This window comes from Rhodococcus sp. 15-2388-1-1a (assembly GCF_002259145.1).
Classification (GTDB): domain Bacteria; phylum Actinomycetota; class Actinomycetes; order Mycobacteriales; family Mycobacteriaceae; genus Rhodococcoides.
The window spans coordinates 364,687-389,589 of record NZ_NPFP01000039.1 but is presented as its reverse complement, the minus strand read 5'-3'; the positions used below and the strand labels follow the sequence as shown (position 1 = coordinate 389,589).

Here is a 24,903-nt window from a genome sequence, read left to right as displayed (position 1 = left end):
TGTCCCTAGTTCGGATCCAGCGCGATTCCGGCCATCACCTTCACGCCCACGGCCAGTGCTCGTTCGTCGAGATCGAAGGTGGGTTGGTGGATGTCGAGTTGCGGTCCGGTGCCCGGCCACACACCGAGTCGAGCCATCGCGCCCGGTACTCGTTCGAGGTACCACGAGAAATCCTCGCCACCGCCGGACTGCGCGGTGTCGGCCAACGCGTCGGGTCCGACCCGGCCGATCGCCTTCTCGAACGTGTGCGTGGAGGCCGCATCGTTCACCACGGGAGGCACGCCGCGACGGTAGTGCAACTCGAACTGCACCCCGGTGGGTGCCAGCAAGCCGGTGACGATCTCGCGGACCAACGGTTCCAGCAATGCCCAGGTCTCGTGGTCGCCGGTGCGGACGGTACCGGTCAGCATGCCGGTCTGCGGTATGGCATTGGGGGCCTGGCCCGCGACCACCGCTCCCCACACCATGACCGTGCTGGTCCGCGGGTCGATTCGCCTGCTCAACATCCCGGGCAGACCGGTGATGACGGTGCCCAGTGCGTAGATGAGATCGGTGGTCAGGTGCGGCCGAGAGGTGTGTCCGCCGGGTGAATCCAGCCGAAGCTCGACGGTATCGGCCGCAGAGGTGATCGCACCGAGGCGCAGGCCGACCTGCCCCACCTCGAGTCGCGGATCACAGTGCAGCGCAAAGATCTTGGTGACGCCGTCGAGCGCGCCCGCAGCCACCGCGTCGAGGGCACCGCCAGGCATGACCTCCTCGGCGGGCTGAAAGATCAGGCGCACCCCGTACTGCAGGTCCGGCAATGACGCCAGCGCCAGCCCGGTCGCGAGCAGCACCGTGGTGTGCGCGTCGTGCCCACAGGCGTGCGATACCCCAGGCACGGTCGACGAGTACACCGCGCCGGTGTTCTCCTGCAGCGGCAAGGCGTCCATGTCCGCCCGCAACGCCACCCGGGGACCGTCGGGTCCGATATCGCAGATCAACCCCGTTCCGCCGGGGAGCGGCTTGGGCGACAGACCCGCTGCTTCGAGATGCTCCATCACGAACGCAGTGGTGGCGAATTCGCGTCGAGCGAGTTCCGGATTGGCGTGAATGTGCCGACGCCACTGAGACAGATCGGAAGTATGCGCGTTGATCCACCGATCGATCGCGTCTTCGCGGGTACTCACGACTGCGCCGCCGAGCGAGCGATCACGCCGTCGAGCAGACGGGCGCGAGTACCGGGATCGGCTGCGGCACGCGCAGCAGTTCTGGCGAGACCGAGAGCTCCGTCGAGCAACGCTCGATCGGCCGACTCGGTGACACACGCCGCGGCGAACTCCGGCTGATGCGTCACCGCCCCTCCTGCATCGAGTCCGACAACGGGATGAATACCGGGTAGAACATTCGTCACGTTTCCCATGTCTGTGCTGCCCAACGGGCGAAATCCTTCCAAATCCGGAGCCAGGGGCGACCGGCCCAACGCTTCGATCTCCTGCCGAAAAGCTGCGACCAGCCACGAATCGGGTGTCAACGCCGCATAGGTGGGCGACACCGTGCGGATCTCATGAGTACACCCCGTGGCGATCGCTCCTGCCTCGAAACACGCGTACGTCTTCGCCGTCAGAGCGTGCAGCGATTCGGTGGTGTTCGCGCGCAGGTAGTAGAGCAACTCGGCGTGGCCGGGCACGATGTTCGGTGCCACACCCCCGTCGCTGACGATGCCGTGCAACTGCTGACCCGGCGAGAGGTGCTGCCGCAGCAGCCCGAGTGCCACCTGACTGATGGTCACCGCATCACCCGCGTTGATTCCCCATTCGGGAGCTGCCGAGGCGTGCGCGGCACGGCCGGTGAACTTCACGGCGATGTCCGCCAGCGCCAGCGAGGTCGCACCAACGATGTCGAAGGGGCCGGGATGGACCATCAACGCCGCGCCGACGCCGTCGAACACTCCTCGCTCGAGCATCAACACCTTGCCGCCGCCGGTCTCCTCGGCCGGGGTGCCGAGCACTCGCACGGTGATGCCGAGAGCGTCGGCGACCGGCGCGAGCGCGAGCGCGGCACCCACAGCCGAGGCCGCGATGATGTTGTGCCCGCACGCATGACCGATCTCGGGCAGAGCGTCGTACTCCGCGCAGATACCGATCACCAGATCGCCGCTGCCGAACGACGCGGTGAACGCGGTGTCCATGCCTGCGACGGCCGTCTCGACCTCGAAATCGTGGGCTCGGAGCGTATAGAGGATCTTGGCGACGCTGCGATGTTCGGCGAACGCCAGCTCCGGTTCCGCGTGGATCGAGTGCGAGAGCGCGACCACTTCGTCGGTGGCGGTGGCCAGGGCGCGGTCCATCGCCTCGCCCACGGCAGCACTGTTCGATTCGTCGATCACGAGAGACAGTGTGTCACTAGCGCGACCGAGTGTCGGAACAGCTGTGCTTCAGTCGTGGGTGAAGTCGGTCCTGCTACTTCCCGAAGCTGAAGTTGCTGTAGTCGGTCGCGGTGTTCAGCGCGGCGAGCAGATCCACGTGCATACGGCTCTTGATCCCGGCCAGGTTCGCACCTCGGGTGCTCGTCAACGCCGCCGCCTTCGCGACTGCGTCGGACACCAACGACTCCTCCGCTGCCGTTGCCTCGACGATTCCGGCGGCCACGGCGTCGGCACCGCCGTAACGGCGACCGGTCGTCATGGCCTCGACGGCGGTCTGCTTGGGCAGCCGGGAGTTGATCAGAGCTGACATTCCGACGGTGAACGGCATGTTCAGGTTCACCTCGGGCAGGCAGTAGAAGCCGCGATCGACGCGTTGGATGCGGAAGTCGTGGGAGGTGGCGAACATCGCGCCCGCGCCGAATGCGTGCCCCTGCACCGCGGCGACGGTGGCCATCGGAAACGCCAGGAGCCGGGTGTAGAGAGTGTGGACGCGGTCGAGGTACCAGGTGATCTTGTCCAGGTTGGCGAACAGCCAGTCGGTGTCGAGGCCGTTGCTGTAGAACTTGCCCGCCGACGTGGTGACCAGCGCGGCCGGACCGGTCGAGGCCTCGACCTCGTCGAGCAACGCATGGGTGGCGTCGATCCAGTCCGGATGGAACCGATTCTCGGGATTGTCCGCCCCGTTCTGGGCACCGAGGAACAGGATGTGGACGTCGCCGTCGCGTTCGAGATAAGGCATGCAGCGGATACTACCCAACGGTAACTTCCGCCGGTCGCACATCCGTGGCGTCGATCTCCTACTGTTGTTCATCGTGGCAACAACCGACGCACATGCGACCGACCCCGTGACCGATCCCGAGGGTGCCGCGCGCACCGCCGCCGACGCACTCGCCGCGGCAACCGGAGTCGACACCCACACCGTGGCCATCGTTCTCGGTTCCGGATGGCAGGCGGCAGCCGACGTCTTCGGCTCCCCCACCGCAACCGTGCGCATGGCCGACCTGCCCGGTTTCGCGCCACCGTCGGCGTCCGGCCACTCCGGCACCATCACCTCGGTGGACGTCGGCGGCACCCACACCCTGCTGCTGCAGGGACGCACGCATGCCTACGAGGGGCACGACCTGCGACGCGTCGTGCATCCCGTGCGTACCGCGATCGCGGCAGGTGCCACGACCGTCGTGCTCACCAACGCTGCAGGCGGTATCCGAGACGGCATGAGCGTCGGACAGCCCGTGCTGATCTCGGACCACCTCAACCTGACGGCTCGCTCGCCCCTCGTCGGGGCCGAGTTCGTCGATCTGGTCGACGCGTACTCCCCCGAACTCCGGGCCCTCGCGGCCGAGATCGATCCGTCGCTCGAGGACGGCGTCTATGCAGGCCTGCCCGGTCCGCACTACGAGACGCCCGCCGAGATCAGGATGCTGCGCACGCTCGGCGCAGACCTCGTGGGTATGTCGACGGTGCACGAGACGATTGCCGCACGAGCGAAAGGCGCACGCGTCCTGGGCATCTCGCTGGTGACCAATCTCGCGGCCGGCATGACCGGAGAGCACCTGAACCACACCGAAGTACTCGCTGCAGGCAAGGAGTCCGCTGCCCGCATGGGAGCGCTCCTGCACGAATTGGTCTCCCGCCTGTGACCGAGGATCTCACCGAGCGAGTACAACGATGGATCGCAGGCGATCCCGACCCCGCTGCTCGCGAGGAACTCGACGGTCTGCCCGATGCCGAACTCGCCGAGAGGTTCAGCGGTCCCCTGACGTTCGGTACCGCAGGTCTTCGTGGCCCGGTGCGCGCGGGACCCAACGGAATGAACGTGGCGGTGGTGACGAAGACCTCGGCCGGCATCGCGGCCTGGTTGATCGAGAACGGTCTGGGCGGGTCCACGGTCGTGGTCGGTCGCGACGCCAGGAACGGCTCCGAACAGTTCGCATTCGCGGCCGCCGAAACCTTCTCCGCCCAGGGCTTTTCCGTGGTGATGCTGCCTCGGCCGCTACCGACCCCCGTCGTCGCCTTCGCGGTACGGGCACTCGATGCCGAGCTCGGCGTGCAGATCACCGCGTCGCACAATCCCACCGCGGACAACGGGTACAAGGTGTATCTTCGCGGCGGCTCGCAACTGATCCCGCCGAGCGACGCCCAGATCGAAGCGCTCATCGCGGCCACTCCCGACGCGATCGAGGTTCCGCGCGCGATCGTCCAGCCCGGCGGCTCCGACATCGCGGCTCGATATCTCGATTCGGTTGTTGCACTGCCACATTCGACGCGTCGAGACATCCGAATCGCACTCACCCCACTGCACGGCGTCGGCGGTGAGCTCGCGATGGCAGCACTACGCGGTGCGGGGTTCCGCGACATCCAGGTGGTCGAGGAGCAGTTCGAGCCCGATCCAGCGTTTCCGACCGTCACGTTTCCCAACCCCGAGGAGCCCGGAGCTGCCGACGCCGTGCTCGCGTTGGCGGCGGACATCGACGCCGATATAGCGATTGCCCTCGACCCCGATGCCGATCGCTGTGCGGTCGGGGTGCCCACGGACAGCGGGTGGCGCATGCTGACCGGCGACGAGACCGGGGCCCTGCTCGCGAACCATCTCCTCGCCGATGCGCCCGCCGACTCACTGGTGGCCAACACGATCGTCTCGTCGCAACTGCTCTCGGCGCTCGCTCCGGCGCGCGGCGCGCGCTATGCCCGCACCCTGACCGGATTCAAATGGCTCGTCCGCGCGGGCGAGGGCCTCGTGTACGCCTACGAGGAAGCCATCGGGCACTGCGTCGATCCGAACGTGGTGCGAGACAAGGACGGTATCTCGGCCGCGGTGGTGCTCGCAGATCTGGCCGCCGGCCTGAAGCAGGATCGTCGCACCCTGCTCGACGTGCTCGACGACCTCGCGGTCGAGTTCGGGGTTCACCTGGGTGCGCAGGTCTCGCGGCGGGTCGACGACCTCGCCGAGATCGGGAACATGATGCACCGGTTGCGCAGCGCATCGCCGACGGAACTGGCCGGGCGGGCCGTCACCGTGCTCGACTACGCCCAGCGCGACGACGAATTACGGACCGACGCAGTCGAGATCAGCGGATCGGGCCTGCGGGTGATCGTGCGGCCCTCCGGCACCGAACCCAAACTCAAGGCCTACCTCGAGGTGATCGAGCCGGTCGACGGCCCCGAGGACCTGCCGAGAGCGCGGGCGGCAGCAGCCGGAGTTCTGGCCGAACTGACCGACTTCGCCCAGCACCTCTAGGCGTCGACGACCCGAACCTCAGAACAGCGCCGACTGCACCGCGGGCAGATCGGACGTGAAGGCCCCGAGTTCTATTCGGCGACCCTTCAGTGCCGCAAGATCCACGACGTAGGTCTCGTCGTCGACCGTCGCGATCACCGCCTGCCCGACGCATGTCCTGATCTCGAGTCCGTGCGAGCCGGTTGCGACATCGGCGGGGTAGGCGACGCGGCTGACGTTCTCGCTCAACGCCTCCCGGCCTGCGGGCGGAGCCCATGGTTCGTCTATTGCGGTGCATCCGGCAATGCCTGCCTCGGTCAGCATCTCGCGGACCTGCTGGGCCCGGGCAGTGGTGGCGGCATCGAGCCTGTCCACGTCGATCGGCAGACACAGCGAGGCGGCTTTCGCCGCGGACCTCACCGCCTGCCGTAGCCCCATCGATTCGGTCACGAGATCCTCGGCAACCCGGACGGCCTTTCCGTCGTCGGCATGGGCGACGTACTGCGCGCAGATGGCACCTTGCTCGGCGAGCCGGCCCCATTTGCGCGTGTCCGCCGCCGTCCCGATCTTGAAGGTGCCGTTCGCGAACGCCGCCAGATACAGCCAATGCGGTTGCATGACATGCTTTTCCAGATCACGCGAGACGAATCCGCTGCGATGCACGGTGTGCACGAATCGAAAGCTGTCCTTGTCGGCGCACGTCGCGCACTGCCCCGACGCGACGGCCCGCTCCCGGCCGGGGCACGGCACGTAGCGCGGCGGGCCGTCGGCCCGAAATGCCATGCGCCCGGTGCAGTACCGATCGGTCGACGCACCCGGCGCGCGGAAGCCGAGCCTGCAGCCGACCAGTTCGTGGAACTCGATCTGCTCGGTGTCGACGTCGAGCACCCGCAATCTCGGGCGCGGTGCAGGTGCTGCCTCCGAGGGCCAGGAGACGCCGAGAACCAATCGACCTGCGACAGAGGGAGTCAGCGCGGACCGAACTGGCGATCGCCCGCGTCACCGAGGCCGGGAACGATGAAGGCGTTGTCGTTGAGACCGTCGTCGATGCTCGCTGCCACCAGTCGCACCGGCAGACCCGAGGCTTCGAGGGCGGCAACTCCTTCGGGAGCGGCAACGACGCAGATGGCGGTCACGTCCGCCGCGCCACGGCCGACGAGCAGTTCGATGGTGTGGACCATGGATCCGCCGGTGGCGAGCATCGGGTCCAGTACGTAGACGGGCGTCTGCGACAGGTCGTCGGGCAGAGATTCCATGTACGGCACGGGCTGGTGAGTTTCTTCGTCTCGGGCCATTCCGACAAAACCGACGCGAGACTGCGGGATGAGGCTGCTGGCCTTCTCGACCATGCCGAGGCCTGCGCGCAGGACCGGGACCAGCAACGGCGGTCGTGCCAGCCTGGTGCCCTCGGTGACTGCGACGGGTGTACGTACCTCGAAGGTGTCGATCGCAGCATCGCGGGTGGCCTCGTAGACCAGCATGTGGGTGAGCTGGCGCAGAGCCGACCGGAACGTGGCGTTGTCGCTGCGCTCGTCCCGCATCGTGGTGAGCAGGGCTGCGGCCAGTGGGTGATCGACCACGTGTGTTTCCATGCCGACAAGGATAGGACTTCGGTGGCAGGACGCGAACGGCAACTCGGGGGAACCGAATGGCAAGTACCCGCGTCGAACCAGTTGGGCGTCGCACTCGGCGACCGTCGATCGATCGCATTCTCAGGGGGCACCGATGGCCGAGCTCGTCGTCGAAACCGAGGGGGTCCTCGCATACGGTGCGGTGGCGTCGACCATGGCCGAACAGATCGCCGCGGCAGGTGCTGCTGCCGCCGCATGCGGCCCCGCTGTGTTGGCTCCGGTCTTCGGTCTGATCGGACAAGAATTTCTCGGTGCGGTCACCGGCACCCATCTGGCGCACACCGACGCCGTGGTGCGCCTGGCGGGCACGGTGGCGAGCATCGGTTCCGCGGCCACCGCATCCGCGGTGTCGTACGCCCTCACCGATGCAGGCACCGGCGCAACCGTCGCGGCCTCGGCCGCCGGTGTCGCGCAGGACGCGAGGTAAACGCCGATGATCGATCTGCTGGCCCGTCCCATCGTCGATCTGCTCGGAGCCTTCGGCAACGGTGAGCTCCCCACCGGCGGTCCGGCCGACGTGCTACGTGTGTCCTCGGCAGCGATCGAGGCGGCGCAGGGAATCGGCAGGGTCGCGATCACCGAGCTCGCTGCGAACTGGAACGGTGACGCCGCCGACGCGGCCATTCGGTACGCCGAGAACGCTCATAGGAGCGCCATCGCCCTCGCCGACCACGCCGACGACATCGCTGCCGTCGTCGATCAGGCCTGCCGCGACACCTATCAAGGCTTCCTGGAACTGCAGTCGATCGTCCGATCGTTCGTAGGAATCGCACTGTCTGCCGGGCCGATCATCGCCACCCCGGCCGGCCAGACCATGCTGATCACGGCGGCCATCGAACACCTCGAGCGAGCTCTCGTGGTGGTGGCGCGCGTTCGGGGCGAATTGGCCGTCCACACCGCGGAAGTCGGTGAACTGGCCGCTCCCCCGACAGTTCCCGCCCCCGTGGGCGGCGGACCGACACCGACCCCCGGCTCCCCCTCGAATCTCATGACCTCGCCCGCGACATCACAGGTGATCGAGGCAGGCGAGAAGTTGGCGAAGACGTTCGCGCAGTCCGTCTCCTCCCCTGCCGCCGGAGCCGAGTCGCCGAGCAGCGGCGGCGCACAGAACTACCTGGGCAATCCGGGCACCGATCCCTCCCCGACCCCGGACAGCACCGGCCGGGGAGTCGAGATACGACTACCCGACGGCAGCACCGTCACCGCACCCAATGCCGAAGCCGCGGGTGCCGTCCGCAGCGCGCTGACCCAACAGGGTGTGCCCTACGCGTGGGGCGGCACCACGCCGGGCAGCGGGCTCGACTGCAGCGGGCTGACCCAGTGGGCGTACGCACAGCAGGGCGTCGAGATCCCGCGTCTGGCACAGGAACAGGACATCGGCTCCGCCGTGGCACCGGGTGAGGTGATGCCCGGTGACCTCGCAGTCTGGGACGGGCACGTGGCCATGGTCATCGGCAACGGTCAGCTCGTCGAGGCAGGCGACCCCGTACAGGTGGGACCGATCAGAACGACCAACAGCGGTATGGGCTTCAAGGGCTTCTACCGTCCGACCGAATGAAGGGCCGACCAGTGACGGACTCGGACATCACCGTCGTCAGCGCGGTATCGGGTACGCGATCGGGATCGGTGACCGTGCGTGCCACCGAACACGGACTGCCGATCGGGATCGCGATCGACGAACGCGAACTGCGTTACGGCGGAGGCGCATTGGCGTCGGCAATTCTCGAGCACTGTGTACGGGCGAGTGCCGCAGCACGAGCCCAGCGCCGCACCCTCCTCGCCGAGGACGGCGTTCCCACCGAGGTTCTCGATCGTCTCGGCTTGCCCACCCGTGCCCGAGTCGCCGCCGAAGCGAACGCCGATCTCGCAGAGGACCCCGCACCCACGAGTTGGTTGAAGCAGGTATGACCCACGCCCACACCACCGAACTCGACGCTCTGGTCGGCAGCGCCCAGCACCGGCTGGATGCACTCCGCGAAACGCACGAGCGACTGGACCGCATCAGAATTCGACTCACCTCGCCGGACAACCTGGTGACCGTCGTCGCCGATGGATCAGGAGCCCTGGTCGAGCTCGAACTAGCCGAGAACCTCGGATCGATTGCCGCTCACGCACTCGCGTCGACGATCACCGCAGTGGCTGCCGACGCTGCACGTGCGGCGCTCGACCAGCGCGAGGCGATCCTGCAAAGTCTGCAGGGTTCGTTCACAGACTCCTGAGATAGGCTTCGCGCCATGGCTGGAGACATCATCCCGATCGAACTCGGTCTCACCGCCGGTGACTTCTCGACACTGTGGGCACCGGAGTGGCGAGAAGGCGACGACGAGTGGGAGGCATTCCTCGGACACGAGGAAGACCTGTACGGATTCTCGACCGTCGCAGAGCTCGCGGCATTCGTCAGATCCGACGACGACAACGATCTCGTCGATCATCCGTCGTGGACGGTGGTCTCCGCACTCGCCGCACACGAGCTCGAGCCCGATGATCTGCACCGCTTCGATCTGGTGGCGGTGCCGGAGTTGGTGGCCTCCGATCCCGAGGCCGACGTTCTCGCCGAACTGCAAGCCACCTTCGACATCGTTTCCTCCATCGGCGATGTCTGCGAATTGCGACCTGTCACAAGCTTTTTCGGCTCCAACCCTTTCGTCGGTGCCGTCGGCGGAGGCGTCGAGAACTTCCTCGGTCGCGAGGGCGGTGAACTGTGGGACCGCATCGGTGCAGCGGTCGCCAAACACTGGGACGACGTGCTCGACGCAGTCGACTCCATCGTCACCTCCCCCGCTGTCGACTCCGCAGCCGTAGCCGTCGCCGAAGCCGAGATCACCGCAGCCGCCGAGAACGCCGTCGACGCCGATGACGTCACGGACGACATCGACTCCGATTCGGACTCGGACGACGACGACGACGACGACGAAGACGACTCCGCCGAGGTGGACCGCGATCCGATCGCCGCTGCCGCAGCCGAAGAAACGTTCTGGACCACGGTCGGCATCGACCCTATTCGCATCATCACCTCGGACGACACGCTCTACACCCTGCGGTGCTACCTCGGCGACAAGCCGGTGTTCCTCGGCCGCGGCGGCGCCATCAGCGTCTTCGGTTCCGAGCGTTCGCTGGCCCGGTATCTGGCCGACGACCACGATCACGATTTGGCGCAGGTCAGCACCTACTCCGATGTTCAGACCGCCGCCATCGACGGCTCCCTCGACATCACGATCACCGACGACAACGTGTACGTGCTGCCCGGCCTCGCCGACGACCTCGCAGACGGGCCAACCGCAGTCGACGTCGAACAACTCGACCTGGCCGTCGAATTGTTCACCGACGCCGCCGATTTCGCCGGTGACGATTCGGTCGACGAGGCTCTCGCCACGTCCACCCCGCTGGGTTGGTACGTCTCGTACGCCCTCGAGCCCAGTCCCGACCGGCTCGCTCCGAGCGCACCGTTCGACGTCGAGGCCGAAGCATGGCGCGCCCTCGAGCGTGAGTTCGAGAGCCGACTGCGCAAGAAGTAGTCGGCCGCCGGGTCTGGTCGATCAGCCGATCAGAACTGCGTAACCGGGCTTGATGACGTCGTCGATGAGCGCCAGCCGCTCGTCGAACGGCAGGAACGCCGACTTCATCGCGTTGATGGTGAAGCGCTCGAGATCGCTCCAGCCGTAGCCGAAGGTCTCGACGAGCTTGGCCATCTCGCGACTCATCGAGGTATCGCTCATCAACCGGTTGTCGGTGTTGACGGTGACTCGGAATCGCAATCGGGCGAGCAGATCGAACGGGTGCGTCGCCAACGATTCGACGGCTCCGGTCTGGACGTTGGAGCTCGGGCACAGTTCGAGGGGCATTCTCGTGTCGCGGACGTACGCGGCGAGCAGACCGAGTTCGGGTGTGCCATCGGCACCGGTGGTGATGTCGTCGGTGATCCGGACCCCGTGACCGAGCCTGTCGGTGCCGCAGAATGCCACCGCTTCCTGGATCGACGGCAGACCGAACGCCTCTCCCGCGTGAATGGTGAAGTGCGCGTTGCTCGCTCGCATGTACTCGAAGGCGTCGAGGTGGCGACTGGGAGGAAAGCCCGCTTCGGCACCGGCGATGTCGAAGCCCACGACGCCACGGTCGCGGAACCGGACCGTCAGTTCGGCGATCTCCCGCGAACGCGCCGCGTGCCGCATCGCGGTGAGCAAGGTGCCGATCGTGATGTTCTTGCCCCGCACCTTGGCCGCGGAGATCCCCGCTTCGAAGCCGGCGAGCGTATGGGTGACGACCTCGTCGAGAGTCAGTCCGCGCTCGAGGTGCTGTTCCGGTGCGAAGCGCACCTCGGCGTACACGACGCCGTCGTCGGCCAGATCCTCGGCGCATTCGCGCGCCACTCGGAACAGCCCTTCGGGGGTCTGCATCACGGCGACGGTGTGCGCGAACGTCTCGAGGTACCGAACCAGCGAGCCACTGTCCGCGGCGTCGCGGAACCACTCGCCCAGCGCCGCGCCGTCGGTGGCCGGAAGATCGCCGTAACCGCATTCGTCGGCCAGCTCCAACACGGTCTGCGGGCGGAGTCCGCCGTCGAGGTGATCGTGCAGCAATGCCTTGGGAGCTGTCCTGATCGACGCGAGATCGAGTGGCGCACTGCCACCGATCGAGGACTGAGTGTTCTCCGCGGTGCTCATGTGTCGACGGTAGCGTGCGGCTCCCGCGCACGCGCGCCTGTCATCGCCACTCGGCGAGTCCGCGGATTCCCCCGACGTCCGCCCCTTCCGCGACCCATTTCGTTGCATTGTTACTCCGATGAAAACAATTCCGTCGATACACAGCGGATCGGCGACGGAAATCGTAGTGTTCAGCACACACGCGCAGCCGATTCCGTCGGGTCCCCTCCGACGTCCTCGGTCGACTCGAACCTCGGAGAGACCTATGTCCACTGTGGAACCGCCGAACACCATTCCGGGTAAAGGGCTCAACACCGGCGCTCTCGGGCTGGTCGGCAACATCGTCATCGGCTTGTCGGCGGTAGCCCCGGCCTACAGCCTCGCCGCCACCCTCGGTTACGTGGTTCTGGCCGTCGGCGACAAAGCACCCTCCATGTTTCTCATCGCCTTCGTTCCGATGCTGCTCACTGCCTTCGCATACCGCGAACTCGGTCGCGACACACCGGACTGCGGAACCTCGTTCACCTGGGGCACCAAGGCCTTCGGGCCCTGGGTCGGTTGGATGGCCGGGTGGGGGCTGGCCGTGTCGGCGATCATCGTGCTGGCCAACGTCGCCGAGATCGCAGCCATCTATCTGTTCGAGTTCCTGGGCCTGTCGGGGTTGGCGGAGTCGACCGCGGCCAAGGTCGCTCTCGGTTCGTTCTTCATCGTCTCGATGACCTACGTCAGCTTCCGCGGCATCCTCATCAGCGAACGCATGCAGAACGTGCTGCTGGTCGTGCAGTTCGGAGTGCTCATCGGAGTCTCGGTGACGGCACTGGTGAAGGTGGGTACCGGAACCGCAGGACCGCAGGCCATCACGCCCCAGTGGAGTTGGTTGGTGCCCACCGGAGTGACGATGTCCGACGCGGCCCAGGCCATCATCCTGTGCATCTTCATCTACTGGGGATGGGATGCCTGCCTTGCCGTCGGCGAAGAAACGAAGGACTCGGAGAAGACGCCGGGACGGGCCGCAGTGATCACGACGCTGATCCTCGTTGCTACGTATGTTCTCGTCGGATACGCCGTGCAGTCGTTCGCCGGTTTCGGCGATACCGGCATCGGCTTGAACAACCCGGACAACGTCGACGATGTGCTCACCATTCTCGGCGATCCGGTCGCCGGGTCGATCGTCGCGTCCTTGCTGTTGCTGACGGTCTCCATCTCGGCGCTGTCCTCGACGCAGACGACCATCCTGCCCACGGCCCGCGGAACACTGTCGATGGCCGTGTACGAGGCAATCCCCAAGCGGTTCGCCAGCGTGCACCCCAAGTACATGACGCCCGGCTTCGGCACGCTCGTGATGGGTGCCGCAGCCCTGCTGTTCTACCTGGTGCTCACCTTCGTCAGCGCCAACGCATTGCAGGATTCGGTGGCCTCGCTCGGGCTCGCGGTCGCGTTCTACTACGGCATCACCGCGTATGCGTGCACGTGGTACTTCCGCCGGACGCTGCTGACGTCCGTGCGAAACCTGTTCATGCGCGGCATCTTCCCGTTCCTCGGTGGATTGTCGATGACGTGGGCGTTCGTGCAGAGCGCAATCGACATGATCAAGCCCGACTACGGTTACACCGTCTACGGTCCGATCGGCGGTGTGTTCGTCCTCGGCGTCGGCATGCTGGTACTCGGAATCCCGCTCATGCTGCTGTGCTTCGTGGGCAACAGGGACTTCTTCCAGGGCAAGACACTCACCGCGTCCACCGAAGTCAAGGTTCCGGACACTTACTAGAAGAGAAGGACCGAAACTCATGAAGATCACCGTCGGCTACCTCGCCACCCCCAGCGGCGACGACGGCGTAGCCCTGGCCACCGCCCTCGCCCGCGCCCTCGACGCGTCCATCGACATCGTGCTGGTCATGGCCGTCGACGAACCGGTCATGGAAGGCAGCGGACCGTATCGCAAAGTTCTCGAGGCCAAGGCGCGCGGCTGGGTGGACGACGCGGCCGCTCAGGTGCCGTCGGGCATCGAGGTGACCACACACGTTCTCTCCCACGAGTCGTTCGCCCGCGCGTTGATCGACTTCGCGGTGAACACCGATGCCGACATGATCGTCGTCGGCGGTGCGGGTGACGGCCTGCTGAACCGGCACTCGATCGGGTCGGTCGCCAGTCAACTGCTGCATGCCTCGGAAGTGCCGCTGGCACTTGCCCCTCGGGGCTATCGGCTCTCGAACGCACCGATCACCGACCTGACCGTCGCCGTCCCCACCCGGGCATCGGCCCCGAATCCGCTGCCCTTCGCGATCACCATTGCCAGCGCGGCGCACGTGCCGGTCCGCTTGGTGTCGCTGGTCTCGCTCGAGCCGACCGGGGCACCGAGCGACGAGACGTCGCTGGACACCCGTCGACGACAGGTCGCTGCCGCGCAGGACAATCTCGACCAGGCGGTGCGCACACTCCCCGACATCGACGGTCTGGAGTCGGTCGTCGCCGACGGGTCGACGCTCGACGAGGCGATGGGCAACCTCGACTGGAAGCCGGGCGACGTGCTGTTCCTCGGCTCGAGTCGATTGGCGACTCCGAAGCGGGTGTTCCTCGGTTCGAGCGCGGCCAAGATTCTGCGTGCTGCCCCGGTGCCGGTGGTCGTCGTTCCGCACGATTAGTGCCACGGCAGTGGTGCGGTCGAGTGCCCCGGGTAGCACTCGACCGCACCACTGCCTTTGGCACCTCAGCTGTCGAAGCCGAGACCGAGCGCGTCCATGCCCTTGAGCCACAGGCCGCGTTTTCCGCCGTTGCGGTCGGCTCGGGCGAATGCCGCGCGGGTGATGTTGATTCCGATCGACTTGAGGGGCTCGGGCGGGAACGGAAGCGGCATGCTGCGCACCATCTTCAGGCGTGTTCGTTCGGTGTCCTTGCCGTCGAGAAGATCGAGCGCGGTGCGTGCCCCGAAGTGCGACGCGCCGACGCCGAGTCCGGTGAACCCGGCGACCGAGGCCACCCGTCCGTTCATGCCGAGATCCCAGAAGGCGCTGAACCGCGAGCACGTGTCGATCGATCCGCCCCAGGCATGGGTGGCGCGAATTCCTTCGAGGCTCGGGAACATCTGCAGCAGGTGTTCGGCGAGCAATGCGAACTCTTCGGGATGTTGGGTTCGGCGTGGGTCGGTGTCGCTACCGTAGAAGTAGTGCGCATCCCACCCGCCGAACAGGATGCGGTTGTCCGCCGTCAACCGGAAGTAGTGGAATCGGTTGCCGGAGTCCGCCAATCCTTCGCGGCCGGACCAGCCGATGTCGGCGAGCTGCGCCGACGTCAGTGGTTCGGTCATGATCACGTAGTCCCACACCGGGACGATCCAGTGACGGAGTTTGCGGCGCAACGATTTCGACGCCGACGTGGCCAGCAACACCTTGCCGGCCTCGATGGTGCCGTAGCCCGTCTTCACTCGAATACCGTTGCCGGACTTGTCGATCGACAGCGCCCGAGTGTTCTCGTGAATGCGAACGCCGAGCGATTCGGCCGCGTCGGCCAGGCCCCAGGCGAGTTTGGCGGGGTCGATCATCGCGACATCGGGGTCGAACAGTGCACCGCGCGCCATCGGTGAGGTGATCCTGGACTGCACTGCAGCGGCGTCGAGGTATTCCATCGGCTGCGACAGGCGTGCACCCTCCTCACCGAGCTCCCGCAGGTCGTTCACCTGCCAGTCGAAATTGGCGATGTCGAGCTCGCCAGTGCGCTCGATGTCGGCGTCGATCCCGTACTTGTCCGCCGTCGCGCAGATCGCGTCGAGCGTCTCGGTGCCCATCCGCAGCAGCTCGGGTAGTTCGTCGGCGTAGCGGTCGAGTCCGTTGCCCAGTCCGTGCGTCAGGCTGGCCGCACAGAAGCCGCCGTTGCGTCCGGTTGCGCCCTCGGCGATGCGGTCGCCTTCGAGCAGCACGATCGATCGGTTCGGGTTCTCTTCTGCCGCCTGCAGAGCCGCCCACAGTCCGGTGAATCCGCCGCCGATGATCACCAGATCCGCTGCAGCCGAACCGGTGTGCCGTGTCCGCGGTGCCGGGCGTTCGGGACGATCGAGCCAGTAGGACTCCGGTGCCGCGCCCGCCACCATCGCCACGCCGCGGTCGGTGGGTTCGGTTGCCCATGATGCGCTCATCGGGCGTCCTCCTGCGCTTCGGGGCCGGTCGAGGCAAATACCGTTCGGTGCCAAGGCTTTCGAGCCACACCGGTGATGTCGGTCATGACGTGCTTGACGGTGAGGTACTCGTCGAGCGAGTAGCTGGACATGTCCTTTCCGAAGCCCGAGGCCCCGAATCCGCCGTGTGGCATCTCGCTGATGATCGGGATGTGGTCGTTGATCCACACACAGCCGGCGGCGATCTCCCGCGTCGCTCGGCCCCCGCGGTACAGGTCTCGGGTCCACGCGGATGCGGCGAGTCCGAACGCAGTGTCGTTGGCTCGCCGGATCGCATCGTCGTCGCCGTGATGCTTGGACACCGTGAGCACCGGACCGAACACCTCGTCGCGATAGATCTCGTCCTGCTCACCGACATCGGCGATCAGGGTCGGCGGATAGAACGCACCCCGGCCCTCCGGGACACGGCCTCCGGTCACCACCCTGGCCCCCGCGTCGCGAGCTCGATCCACCATCGCCGCCACACGATCTCGATGCGCGACGGAGATCAACGAACCCATGTCGGTTGCCGGATCCGTTGGGTCTCCCACGACGACGCGACCCATCAACTCGGCGACCCCGGCGACGAAGTCCTCGTACAGGGATTCGGCGACGATGGCGCGCGTGGCTGCCGTGCAGTCCTGGCCGCCGTTGATCAACGATCCGGCGACGGCACCGTGCACAGCGGCATCGAGATCCGCGTCGTCGAAGACCACCAGCGGTGCCTTGCCGCCGAGCTCGAGCTGCACCCGAGTTCCGTGCGCGGCGGCCTGCGCCATGACGCGCCTGCCGACGGGAGTGGAGCCGGTGAAGGTCATCAGGTCCAGTCCTGCATGGGAGGACAGCGCGACTCCGGCGTCGAGACCGGTTCCGGTGACGACGTTGAACACCCCGTCGGGCACGCCTGCCTCGGTGGCCAACCGCGCCAACCGCAACGTGGTCAGTGGCGTGAGTTCACTGGGCTTGAGCACGATGGAACACCCGGCCGCCAACGCCGGTATCGCCTTCCACACCGCCATCTGCAGCGGATAGTTCCACGGCGTGATCGAACCGACCACTCCGATGGCGTCACGCCGAATGGCGGAGGTGTGCTCACCCGAGTACTCCGCAGCAGCCTTACCGTCCAGGTGCCGCGCAGCTCCGGCGAAGAACTCGATGTTGTCCACGCTCCCCGGAACGTCGAATTCCGTTGCCAACCTTGTCGATTTACCGGTCTGCGCCACCTCCTCGGACACGAAGTTCTCCGCGTCGGCCGCAACGAGACGCGCCAGTTCCAGCAACACAGCGCTGCGGTGTGCGGGGGTGGCGCTGGACCACGAGGGAAAGGCCGATCGGGCATGCGCGAGAGCCGAATCGACGTCTTCGGCGGTCGCCAGACCGACCTCGGCGACGACAGCTCCGGTCGCGGGATCGTCGACCTCGTACCGATCACCACTACCGTCGACCGCGCGTCCGTCGATCCAACAACCAGGAATGTTCGCCATGCCTGCAGAGTACCGTCGGACCCACGGATTCTCTCTGTTTCCAGCCTTTCGACAACTGATTCTGTCGTCTGAATCCACAATTGACACGCTTTTCATCGTCGACGGGTTGTGTTCACGGCCACGACAGTGACAAGATCGATCCATGCCCGAGCAACCACCCATCGCACTCGACGACGTCTCCAAGGCGATCATCGAGCAACTCCAGGAGGACGGGCGTCGCTCGTACGCTGCCATCGGCAAAGCCGTCGGACTCTCGGAAGCGGCTGTGCGTCAACGAGTTCAGCGCCTGACGGACTCCGGCGTCATGCAGATCGTCGCGGTGACCGATCCGGTGCAGGTCGGGTTCAAGCGGCAGGCCATGATCGGCATCAAATGCACCGGTGACAGTCATGCACTGTCCGAGGAACTGTCGGCGATCGATGCGATCGACTACGTCGTCCTCACCGCAGGGTCGTTCGACGTCGTCGTGGAAGTGGTGTGCGAGGACGACGAACAACTCCTGCAGATCCTGAACAAACAGATCCGCAGCCTGGACGGTGTCACCAGCACCGAAACGCTGGTCTATCTCAAACTCGTCAAGCAGCAATACAATTGGGGAACACGATGACGCGAACGACATCCGAACTCGACGCTTCCGCAGCCAAGCATCTGTGGGGCCACTTCACCCGCCACGGCGCAGGGGTCACACCCCCGATCATCACCCGCGGTGAGGGCTCGACCATCTGGGACTCGAACGGCAAGAGCTACATCGACGGTCTCTCGGGACTGTTCGTGGTGCAGGTGGGCCACGGACGCGAGGAACTGGCCGAGGCTGCCGCCAAGCAGGCCAAGGAGTTGGCGTTCTTCCCCCTGTGGTCGTACGTCACCGAACCTGCGATCGAGCTCGCCGAGCGGCTCGCCGGGTACGCCCCGGGCGATCTCAATCGCGTCTTCTTCACCACCGGCGGAGGCGAGGCCGTCGAGAGCGCATGGAAGCTCGCCAAGCAGTACTTCAAGAAGGTCGGCAAGCCCGGCAAGCACAAGGTGATCTCGCGGTCCATCGCCTACCACGGCACCCCGCAGGGCGCACTCGCCATCACCGGAATTCCGGCGCTCAAGGAGCCGTTCGAGCCGTTGACGCCGGGTGCGTTCCGGGTGCCGAACACCAACATCTACCGCGCCCCTGCTCCCCTGGACACCGATCCGAAGGCGTTCGGAATCTGGGCTGCGGATCGCATCGCCGAGGCCATCGAGTTCGAAGGCCCCGACACGGTTGCCGCGGTGTTCCTCGAGCCGGTTCAGAATGCCGGCGGGTGCTTTCCTCCCCCGCCCGGATACTTCGAGCGCGTCCGTGAGATCTGCGACCGCTACGACGTTCTGCTCGTGTCCGACGAAGTCATCTGCGCGTTCGGCCGCATCGGGTCGATGTTCGCCTGCAGCGACTTCGGCTACGTACCCGACATCATCACCTGCGCGAAGGGAATGACCTCGGGCTACTCGCCCATCGGCGCAATGATCGCCTCCGACAAGCTCTTCGAGCCGTTCGACGACGGCACCTCGAGCTTCGCGCACGGATACACCTTCGGCGGCCACCCCGTCTCCGCCGCCGTTGCCATGGCCAATCTCGACATCTTCGAGCGCGAGGGCATCAACGCGCACGTCGCAGACAACGCACCGGCGTTCCGTGCAACGCTCGAGAAGCTGCACGACCTGCCGATCGTCGGAGACGTGCGCGGCGAGGGATTCTTCTACGGCATCGAGTTGGTCAAGGACAAGACCACGAAGGAGACGTTCAGCGACGCCGAAGCAGAACGCATCCTTCGCGGCTTCCTGTCCACGGCCCTGTTCGACGCAGGCCTGTACTGCCGCGCCGACGACCGTGGTGACCCGGTGGTGCAGCTGGCTCCGCCGCTGATCTGCGGTCAGAAGGAGTTCGACGAGATGGAGCAGATCCTGCGCAGCGTGCTGACCGAGGCGGGCAACCTGATCTGACCGGTCTCGCTACAGCCCGATGCGGTCGATCACGAGGGGCCTCGGCTGCGTGGCCGTGGCCCCTATCTCCCAGCTGGATTCGAGTGCCTGTTGCGCGTACTCGAAACGCTCGGGGGTGTCGGTGTAGAGGGTTGCGAGCCGATCCCCGGCCCGCACCCGATCGCCAGGCTTGGCGTGCAGCCGCACCCCGGCTGCGCTCTGCACCGGCTCACCCTGACGTTCTCGGCCTGCCCCCAGCCGCCACGCCGCCAGTCCGACGCCCATCGCGTCCAGTCCGGTCACGACGCCGTCGTGCGCAGCCGTGAATTCCTGGCTCTCGCGGGCGACGGGTAGTGCGGCATCGGGATCGCCGCCCTGCGCGGCGATCATCGTTCGCCACCGATCCATGGCCGAACCGTCGGCGAGCTTGTCGGCCGGATCGATCCCCTCGATCCCGGCAGCGGCGAGCATCGTGCGCGCCAGCGTGATCGTCAGCTCGACGATGTCGGCCGGGCCACCTCCGGCAAGGACCTCGACCGATTCCTGAACCTCCAGCGCGTTGCCTGCGGTCAGCCCGAGGGGGGTGTCCATCGCAGTGAGGACCGCCAGAGTGCGTACGCCCGCATCGGTTCCGAGTTCGACCATCGCGGTGGCCAGTTCACGTGCGTCGTCGACGTTCTTCATGAACGCACCGGCACCGACCTTCACATCCAACACGAGTGCCCCGGTGCCCTCGGCGATCTTCTTGCTCATGATCGAGCTGGCGATCAGCGGTATCGACTCGACCGTTCCGGTCACGTCGCGCAGTGCATAGAGCTTCTTGTCGGCCGGAGCCAGATCGGCACCGGCAGCACATACGACGGCACCGATCGCCGGATCGGCCAGAATGCGATGCATCTCCTCGCCGCTCAGATCCGCTCGCCATCCGGGGATGGACTCGAGCTTGTCGAGTGTTCCGCCGGTGTGCCCGAGTCCTCGACCCGACAGCTGCGGCACAGCGGCCCCGCAGGCGGCGACGAGCGGAGCCAGCGGCAGCGTGATCTTGTCTCCGACACCACCGGTCGAGTGCTTGTCGACGGTGGGCAGCGGCAGCGCCGAGAAGTCCATTCGTGTGCCCGACGCGATCATCGCGTTCGTCCACGTACCGAGCTCGCGACGCGACAATCCGCGCCACAGAACGGCCATCGCGAGAGCCGACATCTGTTCCGGCGCGACGGATCCGCGGGTGAACTCGGCGATCACCCATTCGATCTGCTCGTCGTCGAGAACGCGTCCGTCGCGCTTGGCACTGATGATGGATACGGCGTCAGGCATGGTTGTTCACGCGTCCTTCGTCGAGGTTGTCGGGGCCGAAAGCGTTCGGGAGCAACTCTGCCAGTCGAGCCGGTCCCGAGACGGTGTCGACGAGCAGATCCGGGCCGCCGAACTCGTACAGCAGCTGTCGGCATCGCCCGCACGGCATCAGAATTTCACGCCTGGAATCGCAGCACGAAAAGGCCACGAGTCTGCCGCCGCCGGTCGAGTGCAAGTTCGACACCAACCCGCACTCCGCGCACAGCCCCAAACCGTATGAGACATTTTCCACATTGCACCCGGTGACTATCCGATTGTCGTCCACCAGAGCTGCTGCACCGACCGGAAAGTTCGAGTACGGGGCATAGGCACGACCCATGGCCTCATGAGCATTGTCGCGCAACGTCTTCCAGTCGATTTCGTTCATGGTGAACCATCCAATCACGGCGTCTGAATTGATGCAGAGATCCGCCCGAAAGTGCGTGCATCAATTGGGAAGGCAAACCTAACACCGGATTTCGGCACCGTACGAACCTCGAGTCGAATTAGTTCCGTGTTTCGAATGGGTTTACAGTTTCGAGTAAGCGGCTAGTACAACCAGCACTAGGGCCGAATCGCGACAAATCGAGCCAGGCAAGACCGACCACCGGGGCTCGATGCGTCCACCAACGACGTTGGAGGCATTGCACTCGATGAGTAGCACGACGGAAGTCGCTCCGGTCAAGGAGCGCAAGCGGTCCCTGTACCGCGGGGATCCGGGCATGTGGTCCTGGGTTCTGCACCGCATCACTGGCGTGTTGACGTTCTTCTTCTTGTTCGTCCACGTCCTCGACACGGCGATGGTCCGGGTCAACCCCGAGACGTACGACGCCATCATCGAGACCTACAAGACCCCGCTCGTCGGTCTGATGGAAATCGGTCTCGTCGCGGCAGTGCTGTACCACGCGTTGAACGGCATCCGCGTGATGCTGATCGATTTCTGGTCCAAGGGACCGCAGTACCAGAAGCCGATGCTGTGGGCGATCGCAGTCGTCTGGCTCGTCGTCATGATCCCCGGCGCGGGACGAATCTTCTACAACATGTTCACGGCGGGTGGTCACTGATGTCGACGCAGGGTCCCGAGGCGAAGGTCCTCGGCACGAACTACGACCGTCCGGCCAGCTTGGCCAACCCGCGTTCACCGCGGCGCCAGAGCAAGGGCAACTTCGAGCTCTACGCATGGCTGTTCATGCGCTTCTCCGGCCTGGCACTCGTCGTGCTCGTCCTCGGCCACATGTTCATCATGCTGATGCTCGACGACGGTGTGCACCGCATCAACTTCGCGTTCGTCGCCGGTCGCTGGGCCAGCCCGTTCTGGCAGTTCTGGGACCTGACGATGCTCTGGCTGGCGCAGCTGCACGGCGGCAACGGCCTGCGGACGATCATCGCGGACTACTCCCGCAAGGACTCGACGCGATTCTGGCTGACCACGCTGCTGGTGCTGTCGATGATCCTCATCATGGGCGTCGGCACCTACGTCATCTTCACGTTCGATCCCAACATCACGGCGAGCTAAGGACACTGACGCTTACATGCAGGAACATCGTTACGACGTACTGATCGTCGGCGCAGGCGGTGCCGGTATGCGTGCTGCGATCGAGGCCGGACCCCGTGCTCGCACAGCCGTACTGACCAAGCTCTACCCCACGCGCTCGCACACGGGCGCGGCTCAGGGCGGCATGTGTGCCGCTTTGGCCAACGTCGAGGAAGACAACTGGGAGTGGCACACGTTCGACACCGTCAAGGGCGGCGACTACCTCGCCGACCAGGACGCCGTGGAGATCATGGCCAAGGAAGCCATCGACGCAGTTCTCGACCTTGAGAAGATGGGTCTTCCGTTCAACCGGACGCCCGAGGGCAAGATCGATCAGCGGCGCTTCGGCGGCCACACCCGCGATCACGGCAAAGCTCCTGTGCGTCGTGCGTGCTACGCGGCCGACCGCACCGGCCACATGATCCTGCAGACGCTCTACCAGAACTGCGTCAAGCACGACGTCGAGTTCTACAACGAGTTCTACGCACTGGATCTGTGTCTGACCGAGACCGACGACGGTCCTGTCGCGACCGGAATCATCGCCTACGAGCTGTCCACCGGCGAGCTGCACATCTTCCACGCGAAGTCGATCATCTTCGCCACCGGCGGCTCGGGCCGGATCTACAAGACCACCTCCAATGCCCACACCCTCACCGGTGACGGCATGAGCATCGTGTTCCGCAAGGGTCTTCCCTTGGAGGACATGGAGTTCCACCAGTTCCACCCGACAGGTCTCGCAGGCCTCGGCATCCTCATCTCCGAGGCCGTGCGTGGCGAGGGCGGCATCCTGCGCAACGAGTCGGGTGAACGCTTCATGGAGCGCTACGCACCGACCATCAAGGACCTCGCGCCCCGCGACATCGTCGCGCGCTCGATGGTGCTCGAGGTGCTCGAAGGACGCGGTGGCGGCCCGAACAAGGACTACGTCTACATCGACGTCACGCACATTCCCGAGGAAGTTCTGGACGAGAAGCTCCCGGACATCATGGAGTTCTCCCGCACGTACCTCGGCGTCGACCCCGTCAAGGAACCGGTGCCCGTCTACCCGACGTGCCACTACGTGATGGGCGGTATCCCCACCAAGATCCGTGGCGAGGTTCTGCGCAACAACGAGGACATCGTCCCCGGCCTGTACGCAGCCGGCGAATGTGCCTGCGTCTCCGTGCACGGAGCCAACCGTCTCGGTACCAACTCGCTGCTCGACATCAACGTCTTCGGACGTCGTGCCGGCATCGCGGCGGCCGAGTACGCGAACTCGGTCGACTTCACCCCGCTCCCCGAGGAGCCGGCGAAGATGGTGCAGGACTGGCTGGAGTTGATCCTGTCCGACCACGGTCACGAGCGCGCAGCCGACATCCGTACCGAGATGCAGCAGTCGATGGACAACAACGCATCGGTGTTCCGTACGGAGGAACGTCTCGAGACGGCGCTCAAGGATGTTCGCGCCCTCAAGGAGCGCTACAACAAGATCACCGTCGAGGACAAGGGCAAGCGCTACAACAGCGACCTGCTCGAGGCCATCGAACTCGGCTTCCTGCTCGAAATGGCGGAGGTCACGGTCGTCGGCGCACTCAACCGGAAGGAATCGCGCGGCGGACACGCTCGCGAGGACTACCCCGAGCGCAACGACGCCGAGTACATGAAGCACACCATGGCCTACAAAGAGGGCGAAGGTCTGCTGACCGATATCCGCTTGGATTACAAGCCGGTAATCCAAACCCGCTACGAGCCGATGGAGCGGAAGTACTGATATGAGCGCACCAACACTGGACAAGAAGTCCAACGAGTCCGATCTGCCGCCCGTCCCCGAGGGCGCGGTGATGGTCAACCTCAAGATCGCGCGCTTCAACCCCGAGAACGGTGACGGTCAGCGCTGGGACACCTTCCAGGTCCCCACCCTGGCCACCGACCGTCTGCTCAACCTCCTGCTGTACGTGAAGGGCTACCTGGACGGCACACTGACGTTCCGCCGCTCGTGCGCACACGGTGTCTGCGGCAGCGACGCGATGCGCATCAACGGTGTCAACCGTCTCGCCTGCAAGGTGCTCATGCGCGACATGCTCCCCAAGGACTCGTCGAAGACGCTGAACATCACCATCGAGCCCATCAAGGGTCTGCCGGTGGAGAAGGACCTCATCGTCGACATGGAGCCCTTCTTCGACGCGTTCCGCGCCGTGAAGCCGTTCCTCATGACGACGGGCAACGAGCCGACCCGCGAGCGGATCCAGTCCGCAGCGGACCGCGCCAGGTTCGACGACACCACCAAGTGCATCCTGTGCGCGTGCTGCACCACCTCGTGCCCCGTGTTCTGGAGCGACGGCAGCTACTTCGGCCCCGCTGCGATCGTGAACGCACACCGGTTCATCTTCGACAGCCGTGACGAGGGTGCAACCGAACGCCTGGACATCCTCAACGACGTCGAGGGTGTGTGGCGTTGCCGCACCACCTTCAACTGCACCGACGCATGCCCCCGCGGCATCCAGGTGACCAAGGCGATTCAGGAAGTCAAGCGCGCGTTGCTCTTCGCTCGCTAGCAGGCACATCCACAACGGAAAGCGCCC

Annotated in this window: 25 protein-coding genes; 15 read left to right on the top strand and 10 right to left on the bottom strand. The window is 65.7% G+C overall.

The features are described from left to right. Positions 1 to 5: 5 nt before the first annotated feature. The 3 genes from CH302_RS22145 to CH302_RS22135 all read right to left on the bottom strand — a co-directional run bounded on the left by CH302_RS22145 (position 6) and on the right by CH302_RS22135 (position 3,146). A complete protein-coding gene (locus CH302_RS22145) occupies positions 6 to 1,169 on the bottom strand; it encodes a M20 family metallopeptidase (RefSeq protein WP_037188125.1) in 1,164 nt (387 codons plus the stop codon). Continuing rightward, positions 1,166 to 2,329 (bottom strand): M20 family metallopeptidase, encoded by a 1,164-nt coding sequence (locus tag CH302_RS22140; RefSeq protein ID WP_037188957.1) that lies wholly within the window; start codon positions 2,327 to 2,329, stop codon positions 1,166 to 1,168. The genes CH302_RS22145 and CH302_RS22140 overlap by 4 nt, the downstream gene beginning before the upstream one ends. Positions 2,330 to 2,441: 112 nt before the next feature. Then, positions 2,442 to 3,146 (bottom strand): enoyl-CoA hydratase/isomerase family protein, encoded by a 705-nt coding sequence (locus CH302_RS22135; protein ID WP_037188126.1) that lies wholly within the window; start codon positions 3,144 to 3,146, stop codon positions 2,442 to 2,444. On the opposite strand from CH302_RS22135, the gene CH302_RS22130 reads away from it, so the two are divergent. Together CH302_RS22130 and CH302_RS22125 are read left to right on the top strand one after the other, a co-directional pair. Then, positions 3,145 to 4,047, top strand: a complete 903-nt coding sequence (locus CH302_RS22130) for a purine-nucleoside phosphorylase (protein ID WP_371828415.1) — start codon at positions 3,145 to 3,147, stop codon at positions 4,045 to 4,047. The two genes, CH302_RS22135 and CH302_RS22130, sit on opposite strands and share 2 nt — an antisense overlap. Next, entirely contained in the window at positions 4,044 to 5,645 is a 1,602-nt protein-coding gene (locus CH302_RS22125) for a phospho-sugar mutase (protein WP_037188127.1), read from the top strand. The genes CH302_RS22130 and CH302_RS22125 overlap by 4 nt, the downstream gene beginning before the upstream one ends. Positions 5,646 to 5,663: 18 nt before the next feature. Here CH302_RS22125 and CH302_RS22120 read toward each other — a convergent pair whose 3' ends face one another. Together CH302_RS22120 and upp are read right to left on the bottom strand one after the other, a co-directional pair. Further along, positions 5,664 to 6,512 (bottom strand): DUF2797 domain-containing protein, encoded by an 849-nt coding sequence (locus CH302_RS22120; RefSeq protein ID WP_230596159.1) that lies wholly within the window; start codon positions 6,510 to 6,512, stop codon positions 5,664 to 5,666. Positions 6,513 to 6,592: 80 nt separating this feature from the next. After that, a complete protein-coding gene (gene upp, locus CH302_RS22115) occupies positions 6,593 to 7,216 on the bottom strand; it encodes a uracil phosphoribosyltransferase (RefSeq protein ID WP_037188128.1) in 624 nt (207 codons plus the stop codon). 133 nt (positions 7,217 to 7,349) lie between these two features. On the opposite strand from upp, the gene CH302_RS22110 reads away from it, so the two are divergent. From CH302_RS22110 to CH302_RS22095, 5 genes are read left to right on the top strand one after another with little or no spacing between them, the layout of a single operon-like run. Then, positions 7,350 to 7,682, top strand: coding sequence for a type VII secretion target (locus CH302_RS22110; protein WP_037188961.1), 333 nt, complete (start codon positions 7,350 to 7,352; stop codon positions 7,680 to 7,682). A gap of 6 nt (positions 7,683 to 7,688) precedes the next feature. Beyond that, positions 7,689 to 8,813, top strand: a complete 1,125-nt coding sequence (locus tag CH302_RS22105) for a C40 family peptidase (RefSeq protein WP_037188130.1) — start codon at positions 7,689 to 7,691, stop codon at positions 8,811 to 8,813. Further along, a complete protein-coding gene (locus tag CH302_RS22100) occupies positions 8,810 to 9,163 on the top strand; it encodes a hypothetical protein (RefSeq protein ID WP_052047361.1) in 354 nt (117 codons plus the stop codon). The genes CH302_RS22105 and CH302_RS22100 overlap by 4 nt, the downstream gene beginning before the upstream one ends. Further along, on the top strand, positions 9,160 to 9,474 hold the full coding sequence (locus CH302_RS30245; protein ID WP_052047362.1) for a YbaB/EbfC family nucleoid-associated protein: 315 nt from the start codon (positions 9,160 to 9,162) through the stop codon (positions 9,472 to 9,474). The genes CH302_RS22100 and CH302_RS30245 overlap by 4 nt, the downstream gene beginning before the upstream one ends. A 15-nt stretch (positions 9,475 to 9,489) precedes the next feature. Then, entirely contained in the window at positions 9,490 to 10,770 is a 1,281-nt protein-coding gene (locus CH302_RS22095) for a hypothetical protein (RefSeq protein ID WP_037188134.1), read from the top strand. 21 nt (positions 10,771 to 10,791) lie between these two features. Here the strand turns inward: CH302_RS22095 and CH302_RS22090 are convergent, their stop codons facing one another. Further along, positions 10,792 to 11,916, bottom strand: a complete 1,125-nt coding sequence (locus CH302_RS22090) for an adenosine deaminase (RefSeq protein ID WP_052047363.1) — start codon at positions 11,914 to 11,916, stop codon at positions 10,792 to 10,794. A gap of 244 nt (positions 11,917 to 12,160) precedes the next feature. Here CH302_RS22090 and CH302_RS22085 point away from each other — a divergent pair, with 244 nt between their 5' ends. Together CH302_RS22085 and CH302_RS22080 are read left to right on the top strand one after the other, a co-directional pair. Next, entirely contained in the window at positions 12,161 to 13,663 is a 1,503-nt protein-coding gene (locus tag CH302_RS22085; protein ID WP_037188136.1) for an APC family permease, read from the top strand. Between the two features lie 19 nt (positions 13,664 to 13,682). Continuing rightward, positions 13,683 to 14,537 carry a universal stress protein gene (locus CH302_RS22080; protein WP_037188138.1) on the top strand — a complete coding sequence of 285 codons (855 nt, stop codon included), beginning with the start codon at positions 13,683 to 13,685 and terminating at the stop codon, positions 14,535 to 14,537. 65 nt (positions 14,538 to 14,602) lie between these two features. Here CH302_RS22080 and CH302_RS22075 read toward each other — a convergent pair whose 3' ends face one another. Both CH302_RS22075 and CH302_RS22070 read right to left on the bottom strand, forming a co-directional pair. After that, positions 14,603 to 16,024 (bottom strand): NAD(P)/FAD-dependent oxidoreductase, encoded by a 1,422-nt coding sequence (locus tag CH302_RS22075; RefSeq protein WP_037188139.1) that lies wholly within the window; start codon positions 16,022 to 16,024, stop codon positions 14,603 to 14,605. Next, positions 16,021 to 17,526: a gamma-aminobutyraldehyde dehydrogenase gene (locus tag CH302_RS22070; RefSeq protein ID WP_037188140.1), complete on the bottom strand. Its 1,506-nt coding sequence runs from the start codon at positions 17,524 to 17,526 to the stop codon at positions 16,021 to 16,023. The genes CH302_RS22075 and CH302_RS22070 overlap by 4 nt, the downstream gene beginning before the upstream one ends. Before the next feature lie 142 nt (positions 17,527 to 17,668). On the opposite strand from CH302_RS22070, the gene CH302_RS22065 reads away from it, so the two are divergent. Both CH302_RS22065 and CH302_RS22060 read left to right on the top strand, forming a co-directional pair. Beyond that, a complete protein-coding gene (locus CH302_RS22065) occupies positions 17,669 to 18,133 on the top strand; it encodes an Lrp/AsnC family transcriptional regulator (protein ID WP_037188142.1) in 465 nt (154 codons plus the stop codon). After that, positions 18,130 to 19,497: an aspartate aminotransferase family protein gene (locus tag CH302_RS22060; RefSeq protein ID WP_037188144.1), complete on the top strand. Its 1,368-nt coding sequence runs from the start codon at positions 18,130 to 18,132 to the stop codon at positions 19,495 to 19,497. The genes CH302_RS22065 and CH302_RS22060 overlap by 4 nt, the downstream gene beginning before the upstream one ends. Before the next feature lie 9 nt (positions 19,498 to 19,506). Here the strand turns inward: CH302_RS22060 and CH302_RS22055 are convergent, their stop codons facing one another. After that, positions 19,507 to 20,790 (bottom strand): thymidine phosphorylase, encoded by a 1,284-nt coding sequence (locus CH302_RS22055; RefSeq protein WP_037188146.1) that lies wholly within the window; start codon positions 20,788 to 20,790, stop codon positions 19,507 to 19,509. Then, entirely contained in the window at positions 20,783 to 21,196 is a 414-nt protein-coding gene (locus tag CH302_RS22050) for a cytidine deaminase (RefSeq protein ID WP_037188964.1), read from the bottom strand. Before CH302_RS22050 ends, CH302_RS22055 begins: the two co-directional genes overlap by 8 nt. A gap of 265 nt (positions 21,197 to 21,461) precedes the next feature. Here CH302_RS22050 and sdhC point away from each other — a divergent pair, with 265 nt between their 5' ends. The 4 genes from sdhC to CH302_RS22030 are packed head-to-tail and all read left to right on the top strand — an operon-like array spanning position 21,462 to position 24,876. Continuing rightward, positions 21,462 to 21,872, top strand: a complete 411-nt coding sequence (gene sdhC / locus CH302_RS22045; protein ID WP_082073728.1) for a succinate dehydrogenase, cytochrome b556 subunit — start codon at positions 21,462 to 21,464, stop codon at positions 21,870 to 21,872. Then, complete coding sequence (locus CH302_RS22040; RefSeq protein WP_032397462.1) at positions 21,872 to 22,324, top strand: succinate dehydrogenase hydrophobic membrane anchor subunit; 453 nt, start codon at positions 21,872 to 21,874, stop codon at positions 22,322 to 22,324. Before sdhC ends, CH302_RS22040 begins: the two co-directional genes overlap by 1 nt. A 16-nt stretch (positions 22,325 to 22,340) precedes the next feature. Further along, positions 22,341 to 24,092, top strand: a complete 1,752-nt coding sequence (sdhA, locus tag CH302_RS22035; protein WP_037188148.1) for a succinate dehydrogenase flavoprotein subunit — start codon at positions 22,341 to 22,343, stop codon at positions 24,090 to 24,092. 1 nt (position 24,093) lies between these two features. After that, positions 24,094 to 24,876 carry a succinate dehydrogenase iron-sulfur subunit gene (locus CH302_RS22030; RefSeq protein WP_037188150.1) on the top strand — a complete coding sequence of 261 codons (783 nt, stop codon included), beginning with the start codon at positions 24,094 to 24,096 and terminating at the stop codon, positions 24,874 to 24,876. The last annotated feature ends 27 nt before the right edge of the window (positions 24,877 to 24,903 follow it).